The organism is Clostridioides sp. ES-S-0005-03 (assembly GCF_020658455.1).
In the GTDB taxonomy this organism is placed as follows: Bacteria; Bacillota; Clostridia; order Peptostreptococcales; family Peptostreptococcaceae; genus Clostridioides.
In genome coordinates this window covers 1-16539 of sequence record NZ_JACVWI010000012.1, presented here as the reverse complement: position 1 = coordinate 16539, position 16539 = coordinate 1, and the positions used below count along the sequence as shown (strand labels likewise).

The following is a 16539-nucleotide window of genomic DNA, read 5'->3' as shown; positions in this document are numbered from 1 at the left end:
ACCTCCTATCCATTTAATTTTTAAAGTTCTTTAAAGCCACTAAGTGGATTCTTAGCCTTTGCAACTGGCTCTAATATACCTTTACTCATATCTCCATTTCCCCAGGTTAACAAAGCCCTGTAGTGACTCTTATACCTACTCCCTTTCCCATTAACGATATAGTTTTCTAAACTAACAATTTTATCGTGTATGTATTTCTTCCCAAACTTGCTTATAAGTTTGTCATATTCATCTTTAGTTAGTTTTACTTTTTCTATATCTAAGTCCAAGAATGATAGATCTAAATAATCAGTTTTAGGTTCTTTTTGTGGAGTGGTATTACTTTTTATATAAGTCTTTTTATTATTAGTCTTTTTACTAGGCACCTCATGCCTAACATGTAAGGCACCTGGTGCCATAGGGTTAGGCATATCATGCCTAACGTTAGGCACTTCATTCCATACCTTTGCTTTTGAAGATATTAAAAAATATAAGTTACTATTTTTCTCTTTGTTACCATTTTTATATTGGATGGGTTCCGATATTTTTATTGGATGGGGTACGGTATTTTTACTGCACCCATCTGGTATTTTTACCGAGTCTGCAACTTCACCATCATTACTTATATTAGTATTGTTAATATTAGTATTGTTACCTATCACCTGGTGATATACCCCTCTATCATCTCCTGCTATAGGGTATGTCATCTCGTGATATACCCCTCTATCATCTCCTGCTATAGGTATGTCATCTCGTGATATACCCTTCGCACTCATAATGCAATACAGATTACTATCATTTTCCTTTTCATTTTTCTTTCTAGCAATCTTTTTTATAAGTTGTTTTTCTTCTAGTGTTTTTATTGCCTTCCTAGCTGTGTTTATGCTACATCCAACCTTTTTTGCTATAGTTTGATTGCTAGGAAAACACATACTTTCACTATTTGCATGCCGAGCTAGAACTATATATGTCATCTTTTCATATGCATTTAACTTTAAATTATCGATAAGATCATTTTCCAACCAAAACCAATCTTTTTTTCTTACATCTCTCAAGAGATTCATTTCACCACCTCCCTCCTAAAAGATATTTCTTAGTGTAAAGGTTTTAGATTGTAATCATTATATTTTATGTCATCTATTGTCAATATTTTAGTTGTAATGCATTCTAATTCATTGTCATAGTATTCCAAGACTATTTCGTTTTTATCTATATGAGTGATAACGCCTTTTACTTCTAAATTTAATCTTCTAGAGGTCATTTTATATGTTTCATTTAAGTTAAACATTTTTATAATCATTTCATCATTCACTTTAATACCTCCCAATTTATGAATGTTTTATATCCATAAAATTATTTTCTGACAATTCATTTGCTATTTTCATACCTTCCATAATTCCAAGAACTCGATCTCTCTGCTTGTCTTTTAATGAAGAATACAATATTCCAAATTCTGTTGATTCTTTTATGTTCTTTGATATTTTCTTTGTATCTATCTTTTTCATTATTATTCACCTCTCTTGTAATATAATTTTATTATAAATCATCTTTGTGAAAGTTTCAATATAAATATGAAAATTTCACAATTATTTTTTATTTTTTCATTTTTGTTTTGAATTTTTCACATTTATATTGTATAATTATATTTAAGAGGTGATTAAAATTGGAAAACATAAAGGATGAAAGTGTTTTAAAAACATTAAGAGAGGCACTGGGGTTAAATCAAAGCGAATTAGCAAATATTTTAAAAATGACGCCTTCTGCTATATCTAAAATAGAAAAAAATGGCAAGCCTTTGAGTGATAGAATTTCGTCTCAATTAAGCAAAGAATTTGGCGTCAGAGAAGAATGGCTTAAAAACAAAGAAGGCAAGATGTTTGCAGATTCATCAGATGATGATTTAGTTGCAGAAATAGCAGCAAATATAATTAATTCAGATGACAAGTTCATGAAAAATGTCATTATAGCTTTTAACAAGCTTACAAAAGATCAGAGAAATTTTTTAATTAATTTTATGAAAGAGTTAGACAAATAAAGCCGTTAAAATAACGGCTTTATTTATTGAGAATTGTTTTTATAAATATTAAGATTGATTTCAATTTTTTTACATCATTTGTATTTTTAATTGAATTTATAATTTCTTTTTTTAATTCTCCCATAAAATTATCCCCCATATTTTCAAAATATTCTGATTTATATTCTTGCAATTACCCCGCTTTTGAAAAACAACAGACTCCTTTCTTCAATTTTTAAGTTTTTTAAATTGATATAATCTATATTTTTGATTGTGTATGTCATGTCCTAAGATGAGTTTAAAATCTGAAAGTAAAATTGTGATTATTTTAAAAGTGTTTTACGTACGTAGTTTATATGTATTATTTCGATATATATCTTCCTTATATTACAATTGTAACACCTCGTTCAACATTAATCAAATGTCAAAATTTACCATTTTTGATTATTTTTTAAAATTTAATTTTACATAAATAGAGTTTATATATCAATAATAATGTAAAATAAAAAAAGGCTATGGAAAATAGAATTTTACGTCTACAATCCATAACCTTTCATAATTTTGTTTTTTTTAGAATCCAGTTATCTCTGACAACTCATAAGATGCGATTTCTCCATCTGTATTCATTCCCATAGCCTTAAACTTCCAAGTACCATCTTTTTTAAGATCGTTTATATTGTCCATTGCAGTGCCTAATTGATTTCCATCCTTATCATATAAAGTAAATGTTACTTGTGCATATGATATATCATGACCACTATTATTTTTAATAACACCTTTTATATAAGTAGCCATACTGTCTGTTTCTGATGTTACTTCTCCAACTATCTCATATTTTTCCTTTTTCACCTCTTCTTTAGGCTTATCTACACTAGCTGTTTGGCTTGCCCCATCATCAGTTCCAGTATCATCACTTCCGCTAGTGCCAATAGCATATAATAAAACGAAAACTACTACAACTATAAACCAACCTCTTTTATAAAATGGTTTTTTGTTTTTAGCCCCACAGTTAGGGCATGATTTAGCATTAGATGCTATTTCCTTTGAACATGATTTACATTGAATCATTTTTGACATTTTTAATCCCCCTCAAATTATTGTATTATTCCTCAACAATATTATAGTATATCCCCTCTGTCTAAAACTGTAGTATTATGGGATTATAGAATTTTTTTTAGGTATGTCCCAAATATTTTGTTGTATTAAAGGTATTTATAAAGGCTTGTACTTAATTGCATACATTTCTATTGAACTGTTTTTTAGGCTATAGCATTAAATAAATTCTTGATTTTACTTTGAAATATTTTTTATTAGTAGTATTATAAAGTATTTTTTATAATTAAAATTAATTGGTAAAAATTGGAATAATATTTTTAGACATTTAGTATTGTGTAGTCAACTCTATTGTAATAGTATTTTAGATATACTTTTGAAAATGAGGTGTAATTTATGAAGATAAAAAAGATTCCAGAGTCAGAACTTTTGGTAATGATGTACATTTGGGACAGTGAAGATGAAGAAGTTGCATCTACTGAAATTTTAAAAACGTTAGGTGAAAAATATGAATGGAAAAAGTCAACTATGTTAACTTTTTTGAGAAGATTAACTGGTAGGGGTTTTTTAGAAGTTGTTAAGAAAGATAGATTTACATATTATAAAGCATTAATAGGAAAAGAAGAGTATTTGAAGGTTGAGACTAAAAGTTTCTTTAGTTTCTTTCATAAAAATTCATTTGAAAGTTTATTAAGTGCTTTACATGATGATGAAGAAGTATCTGAAAATAAATTAAAAAGTTTAGAGAAATTTATTGAGGATTGGGAAGAAGATAAATAGAGAGCCAATATACTTTTATTTGGTTCTCTATTTTTGTATATGACCTTATATTTCCATTTTTAAGCAAATTTACATCCTTTTAGGTAAATAACATCAAACTTATAATTAAAATAGGTCAGACAAGCCTCTAAATGTCTTAAAACTATATTTAATCAACTTTATTTTTATCAATTTCCTTTTTCCACTCATCAAAATTACAAATTCGATAAACTTTTTTTATCTTTGGAACTTCTCTAAGTTTTTCTTTGTCATATTCATATACATTTACTTTTTTTGTTTCAATGTACTTATGTTCTTCTAAAATTTTAGTAGCAGAAGTTATAATGTCTAAATTATTTTTACTTTTAGAACTCAGACCTATATTTTCAGCTATAAAACTATTTGTTGCAGGCTCAAAATTAGTTTCTGTAGTGATTGTTTTCAGTAAAAAATATACTTTCATTGTGTTTGATTTAAAGTTATTTACCATTTTTTTAAGCATTTCATAACGTATAGTTACAAATTTATTGGTATCAATATTATTTTCTGAAGGTAAACAATACGCAATTCCATTTAAGGTATTTTCTATTTTTAGTATTTTAAAATCTAATTTTTCTAGTCTTTTTATATTTCTTTGGATTGTTGTTTTGTTAACATTCAATTCATTTGCTATTTCTTGAATGTTAAGTTTATTCTTATACAAAATCCTATTTTTATGAGTATTAAAAATCTCACTACTTTCAGCACTTTTTATTAATAGTGCTCCATATTCTTTTATGTAATATTGTTTATCCTTTAAACAATGCGTTGCTATTGGTAAGTAAATTTCTTCTGAGGTTTGTTTTCCGTTTTCAAGCATAAAAAATTCTTCATCTCCAATCTTTTGTAAGAATTTATTTTTATTAAGTATTTAAAGTATACTAGAAAAATAAATAATAAAGTTTTTATATTAAAAAAAGAATAGTTCAGACGTCTTTACTGTTCTTTAATAGTCTTTAAAAAGCTTTTAATAGTGTTTAATAGTGTTTAGACAAGCCTGTAATGCTTGGTAATACTGCAACTGAGAGTCGTAAATATTACTTTTGTAACGATAAATATTACTTTTTTGACGACAAGTATTACTTTTGTAACGATAAATATTACTTTTTTGACGACAAGTATTACTTTTGTAACGATAAATATTACTTTTTTGACGAAATGTTACTTGATTTAAAAACTGGTAATATTTATAATGTAATTATATATTTTGCAAAGGAGAAACTCTATTATGTATTATGTTTATAAATATATTGAACCAGAAAATGATAATTGTGTTTATGTAGGTAAAACAAAAAATTTAAGTAGTAGACATGGAGAACATTTGACTAATAAAAAAGAGGAATGGTGTACTACAAAGTTGAAATTGGAATACATTGAAGTTGAAGATAGATATACTACAGATTATTTTGAAATGTATTTAATAAATAAGTTAGAGCCTAGATTCAATAAAGTTGGAAAAGGAAAAATAAATACTGCTAATGCAAAATTTGAATATAATGGCGTATGGATAGAATACTCTAAGGAGAAGTTTTTAAAGGATTTAAAATCAAAAGGAAAAAATATAGGCATAGATTGTAAAGTAAATCAAAGGATGTTAGATATATTAAAAGAAATGAGAAAATTAAATCTTAATACTGAAATAAGTTACGAAAATAATAACTTGAAAATTAAATATAGCTATAAAGATATAAAACCTTTTAAGGATATTATAGAACCAGAAATAATAAATATTAGTTATAATGCGATAAAGTGTTCTGGATTCAGTCAAGTGCTATCTTGGGAGGGGGATTTTGTTGTAGTCAGAATACATGTATTGAAAAGATTGAAAGATTTACCTTATTTAGAAGATGAAATGTATAAATTAGGTAAACTTATAAATGAAGTTCTTAGCATAATAAGACTTGATTACACTTGGGAGCATGCATTAGAGTTGTTTGGGTGTTAATATTACTTTTTTGACGACAACTAGTTTGATAATAAATATAGGAGAAAATTACTTATGGAAAAAGATGAAAATAAACTAATGTTATTAAATAAGCATAATGCTATGATAAGAGCAAAATATAATCTAAATGCTTCTGAACTTAGAATGTATTTATTTATACTATATAATCTTCAAGTAGAGGTAGAAGTTTATAAAAGTATGAAAAATATAAAAAAATATGATGATTATATAGCTATAGCTATTGAAAGAGAAAAATTTTTAGAAGTATCATCATCAAAGCAATATATTGAAAAATCTAAACTAGATAGAGTTTTTGAAGGCTTAAGACAAAAGCCAGTTTACTATGAAGTTGAAAAGAAAAATGGAAAAAAAGATTGGTCAGTTTTTGGGTTTATACTTAAATACTCATATAGAAGTGATGATGATTCTTATGTATTTTGTATTGATAATGTTATATATGATATGCTTATTACATATAAGAGTTTTGGATATACTCCTTTAAATTTAGCACTTATGTTTTCCTTAAAAGGTGTTTACTCATATAGATTGTATGAACTTTTAAGGCTTTGGAGCAATACAAAGCAAGTCATAACATATAGTGTTGATGAAATTAAAGAATTTTTTATGTTAGAAAAGAAAAAATCATATGATACATATGCCAATTTTAAAAATAAAGTAATTTTACCAGCTGTTAAAGAATTAAATGAGTTAGAATTATTTAGCATAAAAATGCAAGAGAATAAAACTGGAAAAAAAGTAACTTCTATAGATTTTTCTGTAAAGGATTTAGATTCAAGAAAATACTTTGAAAATAATATTATGAGCGTTGTTGAGCCTAGTTTTAAGATTGAGGAAGAAAAAGAAACAATTGGAATTGGAAGCAATGAAACTGATGAATTTTATATCCCAGATAAAACTACATTCACCAAAGGAACAGTTAGAATGTTTAAAACAGATTTCAAAGAGTTTGATTTTAAAAATTATATTTATGAGCAAGCATTTAACAAGGCAATTGCTATATCATTTGAAAGAGATGATACTGATATTATAAGCACAAAAAATTATGATTTCTTCAAATCAACTCTTTCAAATAAAATAAGCGAAAGTATAATTGATCAAAATGATGATTTAAAGTTTAAAGGGGAACTAGATTTATATTGGAATAATGAAAAACTTGAGGAAGACAAGAGAGAAATTGATTATAGTAAAGGTCCTGTAAAACTTGAAACTGTAAGACAGAATTTATTTGATCAAGGGATAGTAAATAGAGAAGGATATTATTATAAATAATATTTGAATAATAAATTTAGTAGTAGTTTGTGCTGCTGATCTAATTAAGAATAGGAGAAATAAGTATGTATTGTGTTTATAAATATATTAATCCAATAACAGAGGAGTGTCTATATGTTGGAAAAACGGAAAATATCTGTAATAGACATTCTGACCATTTAACTAATAAAAAAGAAGATTGGTGTAATCAAGATTTAAGATTTGAATACATGATGTTGGATGATAAATATGTTATGGATTTCTATGAGATGTATTTAATAAATAAACTGAAGCCTAAATTCAATAAAGTTGGAAAAGGGAAAATGAATACAAATAAGACTTTGTTTTCATATGATTCAGTATGGAAGGAATATCTAAAAGAGGATTTCTCAATAGATTTGAAGGCTCTAGGCTATGGGATAACTTATCAAGTGGATGAATACTCACTAGATATATTAAAAAAATTAAAAGAGTTAAGCATTAATAAAGAAATATCTATCGGAAATAAGGATATAAAAATAAGTTGTTTTTTACAAGGAAAAAATACAGAAGTAGAAACAAATAACTTTGGTTTAACTGTATTAAAAGTCGTTTATAGTACATTAGGGAGCAATGGATTAGAGGACTTAATTTTAATGGAATCTGAAAACACATCTAAAAAAATAGATATAATTATTAAATTTGATTTTTTGAAAAAGATTGCAGAAGATCCTTTGATGCCTAAGACAAGTATTAAAGATTTAAATAGTCAAGTTAATGACATTCTTAAGATAATTGATATTAATTGCGAATGGGATAGGCTTTCTGATTATTGCAGTACAAGTTATTAACCAGATATTGCAAAATATGGTATAATTAAATCTAGCAAGAAGAGCGTAATATACAATCTATAGAGTGGAGTTCATGTACAAAAGATTATCCTCCCAACGATTCGAGGGGAGGTGAGTTCATGGATAACTTTTTGTTTAACGTTTTAGCTAGTTTAACTGCTAGCGTGGTAGTTTACTTAATTAGTAAACTATTCAAAAAAGCAAAAAGCCACTCTCGCGCAAAGAGTGACTTACAGGTTGAATTTAAATTTATGTTTAAATTCAAAAAATAAACTATGTTTATGATGAACTCCACTCTAACGCAAAATAGATTGTAGTTCTTCTTGCTTTTATTATATCACAAAATCTTCAAAATGATACAATCTTATATTGAATTGTTAAAATTGGATTGTCAAAAATCTCTTTTATGGAATTGTTAAATAGTAAATATAAAAAATTTTTAGATAAACTTTAAAATAATAAAAAAACAAGAGGTATTAATCTCTTGTTTTTTTATTATTTTTTTTATAATACATAATAATCATTATTATATATAGAGTTAAAATTGTTCCAAACATAAATATCTCTAATTGAAGTTGATTATAAACAATATTGAATAAATTGTGTGAAATCTTTAATAAGACTTGTGGAATTTGCATTATTATTATACAAATTATGCCTATAATCAAAGATATTATATGAAAACTTTCTTTTTTTATGAAAAATTTATATATAAATAATGCAAATATTAAAAAATAAACTAATATAAAAATTAGGAATTGAAGTTTATTAATATTAAATCTTATTATTTGTTCATATAATGATGAGTTAAAAAACATAGCTATTAATACTAGAAAAGGATAAATAATAAGAAATATATTATTTAATATATTTTCTTTATTCATAATCACCAACTACTTTCAAAATTTTAAGAGTATGTGAACTCGACATTAATCGTATGTGTTGCAGTCATCCCCTGAACATGAATTTTAGCACTGCTCCAAGCTCTTGGTGCATTATTGCCCCAAGCTCTATCGTTGTATCCCCATCCAGTAGTATATGAGAAAGTATTTGATGTTGGGCTCTTAGTTAATTTTTTACCAGTAATAACACCAGAATGTGCATTAACTGACCTATTTGATAAAGTATATAAACTAGAGTTTGGAGTCCAACTACCATAAACTCTATTTAATCTGACTTTTTCATTGGTAGAATTAACATCATAATCAACATTCAACTTAGCGGTTACTCCTCCTGATGTGTGTGTTCCACCTGTAGATTCAAAAGGAGTAATCAATTCTCCTATTGGAATAAAAACTTCACATCCTGTATTTGTTGATTTATTATTATATGCAATTGGATTTAAAGTAGTGATTTCTCCTGTTTGATCGTTTGTAATTGTAACTTTAACTTTATGTATTATTTCGTTGCTTGAGTCACTTGCATAACTTCTGCCTGTTATCAATAGTATTAGAGAAAACATTAAAGATAGATAAATAAATAATTTAGAAAATTTTTTCATAAAATCACCCTTTCTTATTAATTTGTCTGGTTAAATATTACCAGTCAGAACTGCTATTGAATCCTCCTTTTTTAAATTATATCATATATTCTATTGCAATAGAATAGAAAAAAGTAAAAATATTTAGAAAATTGGAAAAGTTGAACTTTCGACTTCTGAAAAAGAATCGTCATTAGAAATAAAGTACATGAAAAGGAAGGGCTTAAGCAAAAATTTGAATACTCATATAAGTTTTTAGCTGGCAAAGAAGTAATTAGAACTGTGAATGAAGATATAGAGGTTGGCCAAGAAAAAATAATAAAAGGTCAAAAAAATGGGAAATACCAAGGAGATGGGTCTGAGGAAACTATAAATTTGAAAAAGAAATAATTATCTATGAAAAGAGTGTTTAGAAATAAGTGAAACACTCTTTTTTGTGCAAAATAAAATAAGTATCTTGTGAAAATATATAAATATATATAAATGTATATAAATATTAATAAATTTATGTATTTTTATAATAAAATTTTTCATAAAACTATTGAATTATTATGTAAAATATATTAAAATATATATAAATATTAATAAATTTTATAATATTTATATAAAAAGGAAGTGAGTGTATGGCTAAAATACTTTTGACATTTAAAAATAATGAAAAAGAAAAGGCTATAGAGAAGTTTTTAGAGGACAAAATATCGGCTACAGCGTATTTAAAAGAGTTAGTTTGGGAAGAAATGAACAAAAAAAAGGATAATGCTATGGTTGAACAGAAAAAAGAAGTAGAAGATCCAGCAAATAATTTTGATTTTGGAAGTTTAGAATAAAAGGGGGAAATAATGCAAATGAGTAGATTAGGTATAGATATTGGAAATTATGCAGTTAAAACAAGTACAGATGATATTTTTGAAAGCAAGGTTACAGATGTAAGAAATTTTGGTTCAGATTCGGATAGTATTAAAATAGGTAATAAAACGTATTATTTAGGCGAAGGTGATGAGGAAATAAATATAGTTAAATATGAGAAAGAAAACTTCCTGCCACTACTATTAGGGGCTATATGTAGAAATACAGATGATGAAACTGTTGATCTAGGACTAGGCCTACCAGTTAAGCAATTTGCTGGGCTAAAAAAAGATCTTATTGAAAAGTTACAAGGAAAAGAATATCATGTTGAATTTGCAAGAGGAAATGAGACAAATAAAAGAGATATAACAATAAGATCTGTGCAAGTATTCCCAGAGGGTATAACTGGTTATCTGCACTATGCAAAAGATATAGTTGGCCAAGTTGCAGGAAGAGATGTTGTTTTAGTTGATATTGGTGGGAAGACAACAGATATTGCACTTGTGCAAGGAAATAAAGCAACTGATCCTTACTCTATAAACATAGGGACGATAAATATATATGATGCAATAAAAAAATCTCTTGAAATGGATGAAAGATTTTTAGGTAAAGTTGAGATAAAAAGAGAAAAAATACAAGACTACATAGATAAAGGATTTTTCTTAAATGGTGAAAAACAAGACATAAAGAAAAATATAGATGCATCTGTTTCATTGTTTAAGCAAATTTATAACGAGTTAAAATTAAATTATCCAATCAGTACAGCTGCGGTTGTCGTTATGGGTGGAGGTGCTAAATTGTTAGGTGAAGCATTTAAAAAGAATATAACTGGTATAATAGTCATGAGTGATGTAGATAAACATGTTTTTGCAAATGCAAAAGGATACAAAAAAATGATGAAATAAAAAAGGATTTAGTTTATAGTATGTATAATAGATTACAAGTATATGATACTTGTAATCTATTATTTTTTTTGGAGGTTTATATATGACTTGGAGTGATTTAAAAGAAAAAAATATTAATGAAGTTGTTGATTGTATTAATAATAAATTAAATGAATTTGAAAGTCTTAAAAAAGTTGGAGATGAGTTAGAAGTAAATGAAAGCACTATAAGAAAGTGGCTTAATAAAAAAGGATATAAAAGAGTTGGAAATAGGTTTGTAGAGGATAACAAAATTGATGATGACAAATATCATATAAGTATCATTGATAATAAAATTGATGATGATATTAAATATTTATCTAGTGAAATTGATAATATAAAGAGTGTGCTGGAATGGTTTAAAACTAAAGATGATAGTTATCATATAGATGTCATTAGAGAAGGTGATATATCTATAAATCTTCCAGATGATTCTATAAAAAGAACAACAATTAGGGTGAATAATACAGTGTGGGAAATGTTTAATAAATTTGCAGATGAAAATAAACATTATGATAAGCATGATTTGCTGAGTCAACTTTTACTTGAAAGTTTATTGAAATATGTCAAGAGTAGATGAAGGGAGATACTTAATCTTCTTCATCTAAATTTTTAAATCTATGTACAGTGGACATTAATCGAATAAAATATCCATCTAAATAATTTGGCTCTAAATTATTTATTTTGCATTTAAAATATTCCTTTTCTGTAACTATAGGTATGTAATATATGTGGAAAATTTTAATTCTCTTAAGCAGAACTCTTTTTTTAACAAGTCTTTTAAGTAGAATTTTTGTTGTGGATTTCCGCCACTTGTATTTTTCATTACAGAGGCGAATAATTTCTTTATTTGATATGCTTGAACTTCTTTTCCAAAAGATTTTCATTATGCTTAATTCGCCACGTTTTAAATTTTGTTTCAACATGATGTACTCCTTATAAATGGTTTATAATATAGTAACATCTTTTTAATTAAAATAACGCAGGTAAGTTATTCCAAAAAAAAGGTGGCAGGAGGAACCTGCCACTTCTTACTTTATTTTAACTAATATCTATCTTATTTTTTACTAGCTACTATATTGTCTCTATATGCTCTTTCAATTCTATTTTTACCTTGAAGAAAATAATTGTTATCTAACTCTATTCCAAAAAATTTTCTGCCTGTATTTGCACATGCTACACCTGTATTACCAGATCCAAAGCAATTATCTAGCACAAGTTCATTTTCTTTTGTATAAGTTCTTATAAGATATTCTAAAAGATCTGTTGGCTTTTGAGTTGGATGGATGCAATTTGTTTCTTTATTAAAATACAGAACGTTATTAGGATAATTTGTATATTCTTGAACATATTCTTTTGACAAAGTATGATGTCTATATATCCCATCTTTAGTTTTACTTTTCTTTTTACATGCAATAGGTTTGCCTAATTTTTTTAAGCCTTGAGGATTGTATAAAGGGGCCTTTTTATAGAAGACATTAATATCTTCTACTTTTCGAAGTGGCTGGTATTTAGAAAATGTAAATCCTGTTGTAGTATTTTTTATCCAATACTAAGAATATTTATAATTTTTAATATTTGAATTTATCAAGTTTGTAGTAAATGGCTGTGCTGAAAATAGTACTATGGCACCTCCATTCTTTATAATTCTATTGTATTGATTCCAAAGCGATTTGAAAGGAATTACTGTATCCCATTTGCAATTAGTAGTGCCATAAGGAAGATCGCAAAGAATTAAATCTATTGTTTTATCTTCTATTAGATTCATTACTTCTAAACAATTTCCATTGTATAATTTATATTTTTCTATGTTAAGCATGTTGCAAATCCTCCTAAGTTGAATAAAATTTTATATTGATTAGATATTGCAGCAATTTATTATTTGATAAAATATAATATCTTATTAAGTGTATCAAATCTATCGCTACCTTTTATCATAGTATAATTTTCGTTAGTCATAGAATTTATCTTATTGCATGCTCCTCCACCCACAATATATAAGTTTTCGGTTTGGCCTGGTACATAATCTTTTATATCACATATTAATATTTTTCCGTCACTATATTTCCAACCAAGTACAGTTGCAAGTATTTTGTCAACTTCTCCATCATAAACTATTGTATGTTTGTACATTTGTTTAACTCCCTCGTTATCTATTTTTTTATTTAAAATACCCTCAGCTATTAATTTTGCAACTATATCTTTATGCCTAATATAATATTCCGTATCTGCTTTACTATCTACAAAACATACTTCAATTAATATTGCTGGTGCTTTTGTATGACCAAGCCAATAAAGACCTCTTGCATCCACTTTAGCACCTCTATTTTTAAATACCATTGATAGTTTATCATTGACTCTATTTGCATACATTTTGCCATTATTAGTTTTATATATAGTTTCTGTACCCATAGGATTTAGGGTTGTATTATTTGCATTGAAATGGATTTGCACTGCTAAGTCTATGTCTTGTTTATTTGCTATTTGACATTGTTCAGATAGATAATTATTCGATTTATCTATCTTGCCAGTATATACAGTTGCTCCACCTTGTTTTAACCATTTGACAATTAAATCAGTTAGTATTCTATTTTCTTTTCCTTCATCTATATAGCCAACTGCTCCTGTTCCTTTACCTGTTAGCGTATGACCTGGTACTATTGCTATTTTCATTGTTTATTTTCCTCCCTTAACTTTTAATTCGTCTGTCATTGTATCTAGTAAATTGCCTATTTTCTCCTTTAGTTTTTTAGGCACTGGCAATCCACATAAGTACATATTTTTTAATATACTTACACTTTCATACAAAATGAATAAAATAGAGAAAAATTCAGATATTCCAAGATGATTTAATCTCAGAAAATCAATCCATTCTTGTGGTAACATAAATAAAAAGTTAAACCTTGTAAGTATGTCAACTACTGCTAAAAAAAATATACATGCTATCATTGCAACTTTTCTTATTCCTCCATTTATGCCAAAAGAACTATTAAACTGATGTGTTTTTATTGCTCTTAAACATCCTAAAAGAGTATCAAAAGCTATTGCTAATATTACTAACTTTATAAATATATTTGTTGCTAAAAAAACTATTGTTATGTTCATGCTTCCTCCTAATTTTTCATTAAAATAGGACTTAGAAATTATCTAAGCCCATAAAAAAAGAACCTATATTGTTGGTTCTGTTCCTTCTACTACTCCACTATGCTCTATAATATAATCCTCTACAGCTTTCCTGTACTCTGCGTTAGTAACGTCATCCAGTTCAAAAGGTCTATTTTTCAAAGGGTTTAATCCTTTGTTTAATATTCTCTCTGCTAATATTCTTACTACAACATTATTTATACTCATTATAAAATTCCTCCTCCGATTTCTTGATTTATTAATAAAAGTAATTGATTTTCTAACTCTTGTTTTTCTTTTTCTGCTTCACTTACATATACTGGTATTTCTTCTAAGATAGGTTGTTTAGTTTCTATATTTATACCTATAACTCTGTTTTTAGCATAATCAATACTTCCATACGGAACATCAATACAATGTAATTCTGTTATTTCATCATGTTCTAATATATCTCCTGTTGCTTCTCCTGTTTGCAAGAGTATTTTGCCTGTTTGGTCACATATAATTCTATTTGGTCTATTCATTTTATCACCTCATTTATTAAGTAAATTTTATAGCTTGCCACTTAAAAGAAGAACCTTGTCTTTGGCAGGGAAGTTGTATACCTCTATTATCCATATAAACATCACGTTCATTTAATTTAAGAACTTCGCCTTCAACTTTAAAATCTTTTAAATATGTTTCTAAGCGGTGATAATGTGCAGTAATTACAAAATCCTGAGTGAAAATACCACGACAAGCAAAAACAAAAAATTTGCGAAAATAACCACTATCAATTAATTCAAAAGTAGTAAAAAATATATTAGGAACAAAATTAAGTCCGTTAATTTGAATGGCTCCAGGAAATAAAAATAGATAATCACTATTAAAATAAAAGCCTTTCATATTGGTGCAACTATTAACAACACTGCTACCACTAGCAACCTTATATTTAGAATTTAACTGTGTTATAGTATTATTAGCCTGTGTTAATTTGCTTGTTAAATCCTCAATACTAGCATCCCCACTATCAAAACTCGTTTTAATTTTCTCTGATAATTCTACGAGTGTATTATTTAAATTTGCTTCTATATTCTTTAATGCTAAAGTATTTATAATACTTGTTTTCCCATTTCTAAACCCTTCTCCAATTTCTACTAATTTAGACGATATATCTTGTAAAGTTGCATCCGATTGAAGTGGCATTATTTCTTTACTTATACTCAAAACCTTCTCAACAGTTGCACTCTCTGCGTCTGTAGCTACTATTTTAAGTGTGTGTATTGCATTGTCTGTAAGTTCATAGTTTATTGTTTTTTCTGTTGTTAAATCTGTCATAAAAGTTTCTTTTATTACATCATCTAAATACCATTCTATTTTAGATAAGTTATTATCTAAGTCAGATGCTATAAATTTTGCAGTATTAGAATTATATGAATTAACTTTAATAACTGGTTTATTATTTGTTCTTGTAAATGTTGCTGTTTTACTTGTAACTAATCCCCCTTGCTCTGTACTTATTTCTATAGTTATATTATTTTGTGAGTTTACTTGTAGTGGCAATATCTGTTCATCTGTAAGTACAATGCTATAGTTGCCACCAATAGAATTAGGTTTTTTTGCTATAACTGTTCCATTTAATTTTTCTGTTACTATGAATTTTTGAGTAGGTTCATTGTCTTCAATACTATAATCTATAGTACAACCTCTATTAATATCACTTGGAGTTAAGTTAATTATAGGGTCTTTTATAAATGTAATATCAAGTATTTGTTTCATTTCCAAATCTGTTACAGTTGCTTTACTATTATCAGAGTAACGGATTTTATATATATTATTTGTGGTTAAGAATATACTTGTGCTTTGATTTATAGAAATATTTTTTATATTACTTCTTCCAAAAGTACCTACATAATTCCAATCTGGTTCACTAGTGTATTTAAATGCTTGTTGATTTTCATACAAATCAATTTCAGAATATATCCCCCTTCTCTTTTTCATTTCTGTTGTTCTTTCATAATATCTCACTTTGTCACCTCTCTTTCTACATTGGTATTAGATTACTATTTATACTTGATATAATACTAGTTCTATTACCTTTCACTTCTTGCATTACTTCTTTTAATGCTCCCTCAACATTATCACTTTCAAATAAGTTATCTGTATCTTTTATACTTGTTTTATCTGCTGTTGTTTCTATACTATCTACACTAGTCTTTACCTCATTTATTGCACTAACTATATTTGTTTTATCTGTTGTTTCAAGTAGTGTTGTATCTCCTATTTTTCCATTTAAATCT

General features: G+C 26.8%; 24 protein-coding genes. 9 read left to right on the top strand and 15 right to left on the bottom strand.

Going from position 1 to position 16539, the window contains the following annotated elements; translation table 11 throughout:
- Positions 1-20: 20 nt before the first annotated feature.
- The 3 genes from IC218_RS21090 to IC218_RS21080 are packed head-to-tail and all read right to left on the bottom strand — an operon-like array spanning position 21 to position 1484.
- A complete protein-coding gene (locus tag IC218_RS21090; protein ID WP_227825432.1) occupies positions 21-1043 on the bottom strand; it encodes a helix-turn-helix domain-containing protein in 1023 nt (340 codons plus the stop codon).
- 29 nt (positions 1044-1072) lie between these two features.
- Complete coding sequence (locus IC218_RS21085) at positions 1073-1291, bottom strand: hypothetical protein (protein ID WP_227825431.1); 219 nt, start codon at positions 1289-1291, stop codon at positions 1073-1075.
- A 16-nt stretch (positions 1292-1307) separates the two neighbouring features.
- Positions 1308-1484 carry a hypothetical protein gene (locus tag IC218_RS21080; protein ID WP_021402925.1) on the bottom strand — a complete coding sequence of 59 codons (177 nt, stop codon included), beginning with the start codon at positions 1482-1484 and terminating at the stop codon, positions 1308-1310.
- Between the two features lie 158 nt (positions 1485-1642).
- Between IC218_RS21080 and IC218_RS21075 the strand changes: the two genes are divergently transcribed.
- Positions 1643-2014, top strand: coding sequence for a helix-turn-helix domain-containing protein (locus IC218_RS21075; protein WP_227825430.1), 372 nt, complete (start codon positions 1643-1645; stop codon positions 2012-2014).
- Positions 2015-2563: 549 nt separating this feature from the next.
- On the opposite strand, the gene IC218_RS21070 is transcribed toward IC218_RS21075, so the two are convergent.
- The gene (locus IC218_RS21070; RefSeq protein ID WP_054277862.1) at positions 2564-3070 is read right to left on the bottom strand and encodes an FxLYD domain-containing protein; all 507 of its coding nucleotides are present in this window, start codon (positions 3068-3070) and stop codon (positions 2564-2566) included.
- Positions 3071-3442: 372 nt separating this feature from the next.
- Between IC218_RS21070 and IC218_RS21065 the strand changes: the two genes are divergently transcribed.
- Positions 3443-3826 (top strand): BlaI/MecI/CopY family transcriptional regulator, encoded by a 384-nt coding sequence (locus tag IC218_RS21065; protein WP_227825429.1) that lies wholly within the window; start codon positions 3443-3445, stop codon positions 3824-3826.
- Positions 3827-3974: 148 nt separating this feature from the next.
- On the opposite strand, the gene IC218_RS21060 is transcribed toward IC218_RS21065, so the two are convergent.
- Positions 3975-4664, bottom strand: coding sequence for a helix-turn-helix domain-containing protein (locus tag IC218_RS21060; protein WP_227825428.1), 690 nt, complete (start codon positions 4662-4664; stop codon positions 3975-3977).
- Between the two features lie 408 nt (positions 4665-5072).
- Here IC218_RS21060 and IC218_RS21055 point away from each other — a divergent pair, with 408 nt between their 5' ends.
- The 4 genes from IC218_RS21055 to IC218_RS21040 all read left to right on the top strand — a co-directional run bounded on the left by IC218_RS21055 (position 5073) and on the right by IC218_RS21040 (position 8160).
- The gene (locus IC218_RS21055) at positions 5073-5789 is read left to right on the top strand and encodes a GIY-YIG nuclease family protein (protein ID WP_227825427.1); all 717 of its coding nucleotides are present in this window, start codon (positions 5073-5075) and stop codon (positions 5787-5789) included.
- A gap of 54 nt (positions 5790-5843) precedes the next feature.
- Complete coding sequence (locus IC218_RS21050; protein WP_227825426.1) at positions 5844-7079, top strand: replication initiation protein; 1236 nt, start codon at positions 5844-5846, stop codon at positions 7077-7079.
- Between the two features lie 65 nt (positions 7080-7144).
- Positions 7145-7888, top strand: coding sequence for an endonuclease (locus IC218_RS21045; RefSeq protein WP_227825425.1), 744 nt, complete (start codon positions 7145-7147; stop codon positions 7886-7888).
- Between the two features lie 119 nt (positions 7889-8007).
- The gene (locus IC218_RS21040) at positions 8008-8160 is read left to right on the top strand and encodes a type I toxin-antitoxin system toxin (RefSeq protein ID WP_054277857.1); all 153 of its coding nucleotides are present in this window, start codon (positions 8008-8010) and stop codon (positions 8158-8160) included.
- 635 nt (positions 8161-8795) lie between these two features.
- On the opposite strand, the gene IC218_RS21035 is transcribed toward IC218_RS21040, so the two are convergent.
- Positions 8796-9389 (bottom strand): hypothetical protein, encoded by a 594-nt coding sequence (locus IC218_RS21035; RefSeq protein WP_227483849.1) that lies wholly within the window; start codon positions 9387-9389, stop codon positions 8796-8798.
- Positions 9390-9991: 602 nt separating this feature from the next.
- On the opposite strand from IC218_RS21035, the gene IC218_RS21030 reads away from it, so the two are divergent.
- The 3 genes from IC218_RS21030 to IC218_RS21020 all read left to right on the top strand — a co-directional run bounded on the left by IC218_RS21030 (position 9992) and on the right by IC218_RS21020 (position 11717).
- Positions 9992-10195 (top strand): hypothetical protein, encoded by a 204-nt coding sequence (locus tag IC218_RS21030; protein WP_227825424.1) that lies wholly within the window; start codon positions 9992-9994, stop codon positions 10193-10195.
- 18 nt (positions 10196-10213) lie between these two features.
- Positions 10214-11119, top strand: coding sequence for a ParM/StbA family protein (locus IC218_RS21025; protein WP_227825423.1), 906 nt, complete (start codon positions 10214-10216; stop codon positions 11117-11119).
- A gap of 82 nt (positions 11120-11201) precedes the next feature.
- Positions 11202-11717, top strand: coding sequence for a hypothetical protein (locus tag IC218_RS21020; RefSeq protein ID WP_227825422.1), 516 nt, complete (start codon positions 11202-11204; stop codon positions 11715-11717).
- A 10-nt stretch (positions 11718-11727) separates the two neighbouring features.
- Here IC218_RS21020 and IC218_RS21015 read toward each other — a convergent pair whose 3' ends face one another.
- The 9 genes from IC218_RS21015 to IC218_RS20975 form a co-directional block, all read right to left on the bottom strand.
- Positions 11728-12063 (bottom strand): BlaI/MecI/CopY family transcriptional regulator, encoded by a 336-nt coding sequence (locus IC218_RS21015; RefSeq protein ID WP_227825421.1) that lies wholly within the window; start codon positions 12061-12063, stop codon positions 11728-11730.
- Positions 12064-12194: 131 nt separating this feature from the next.
- The gene (locus IC218_RS21010) at positions 12195-12683 is read right to left on the bottom strand and encodes a DNA methyltransferase (RefSeq protein ID WP_227825471.1); all 489 of its coding nucleotides are present in this window, start codon (positions 12681-12683) and stop codon (positions 12195-12197) included.
- Between the two features lie 6 nt (positions 12684-12689).
- On the bottom strand, positions 12690-12956 hold the full coding sequence (locus IC218_RS21005) for a hypothetical protein (RefSeq protein ID WP_227825420.1): 267 nt from the start codon (positions 12954-12956) through the stop codon (positions 12690-12692).
- Between the two features lie 59 nt (positions 12957-13015).
- Positions 13016-13810, bottom strand: a complete 795-nt coding sequence (locus tag IC218_RS21000) for an N-acetylmuramoyl-L-alanine amidase (protein ID WP_227825419.1) — start codon at positions 13808-13810, stop codon at positions 13016-13018.
- 3 nt (positions 13811-13813) lie between these two features.
- A complete protein-coding gene (locus IC218_RS20995; RefSeq protein WP_227825418.1) occupies positions 13814-14242 on the bottom strand; it encodes a phage holin family protein in 429 nt (142 codons plus the stop codon).
- Between the two features lie 63 nt (positions 14243-14305).
- On the bottom strand, positions 14306-14488 hold the full coding sequence (locus IC218_RS20990; RefSeq protein ID WP_227825417.1) for a hypothetical protein: 183 nt from the start codon (positions 14486-14488) through the stop codon (positions 14306-14308).
- A complete protein-coding gene (locus tag IC218_RS20985) occupies positions 14488-14784 on the bottom strand; it encodes a hypothetical protein (protein ID WP_227825416.1) in 297 nt (98 codons plus the stop codon). Before IC218_RS20985 ends, IC218_RS20990 begins: the two co-directional genes overlap by 1 nt.
- Positions 14785-14800: 16 nt before the next feature.
- Positions 14801-16267, bottom strand: coding sequence for a hypothetical protein (locus tag IC218_RS20980; protein WP_227825415.1), 1467 nt, complete (start codon positions 16265-16267; stop codon positions 14801-14803).
- A gap of 16 nt (positions 16268-16283) precedes the next feature.
- Positions 16284-16539: hypothetical protein (locus IC218_RS20975; protein WP_227825414.1), on the bottom strand; the 256-nt coding region annotated here is incomplete at its 5' end.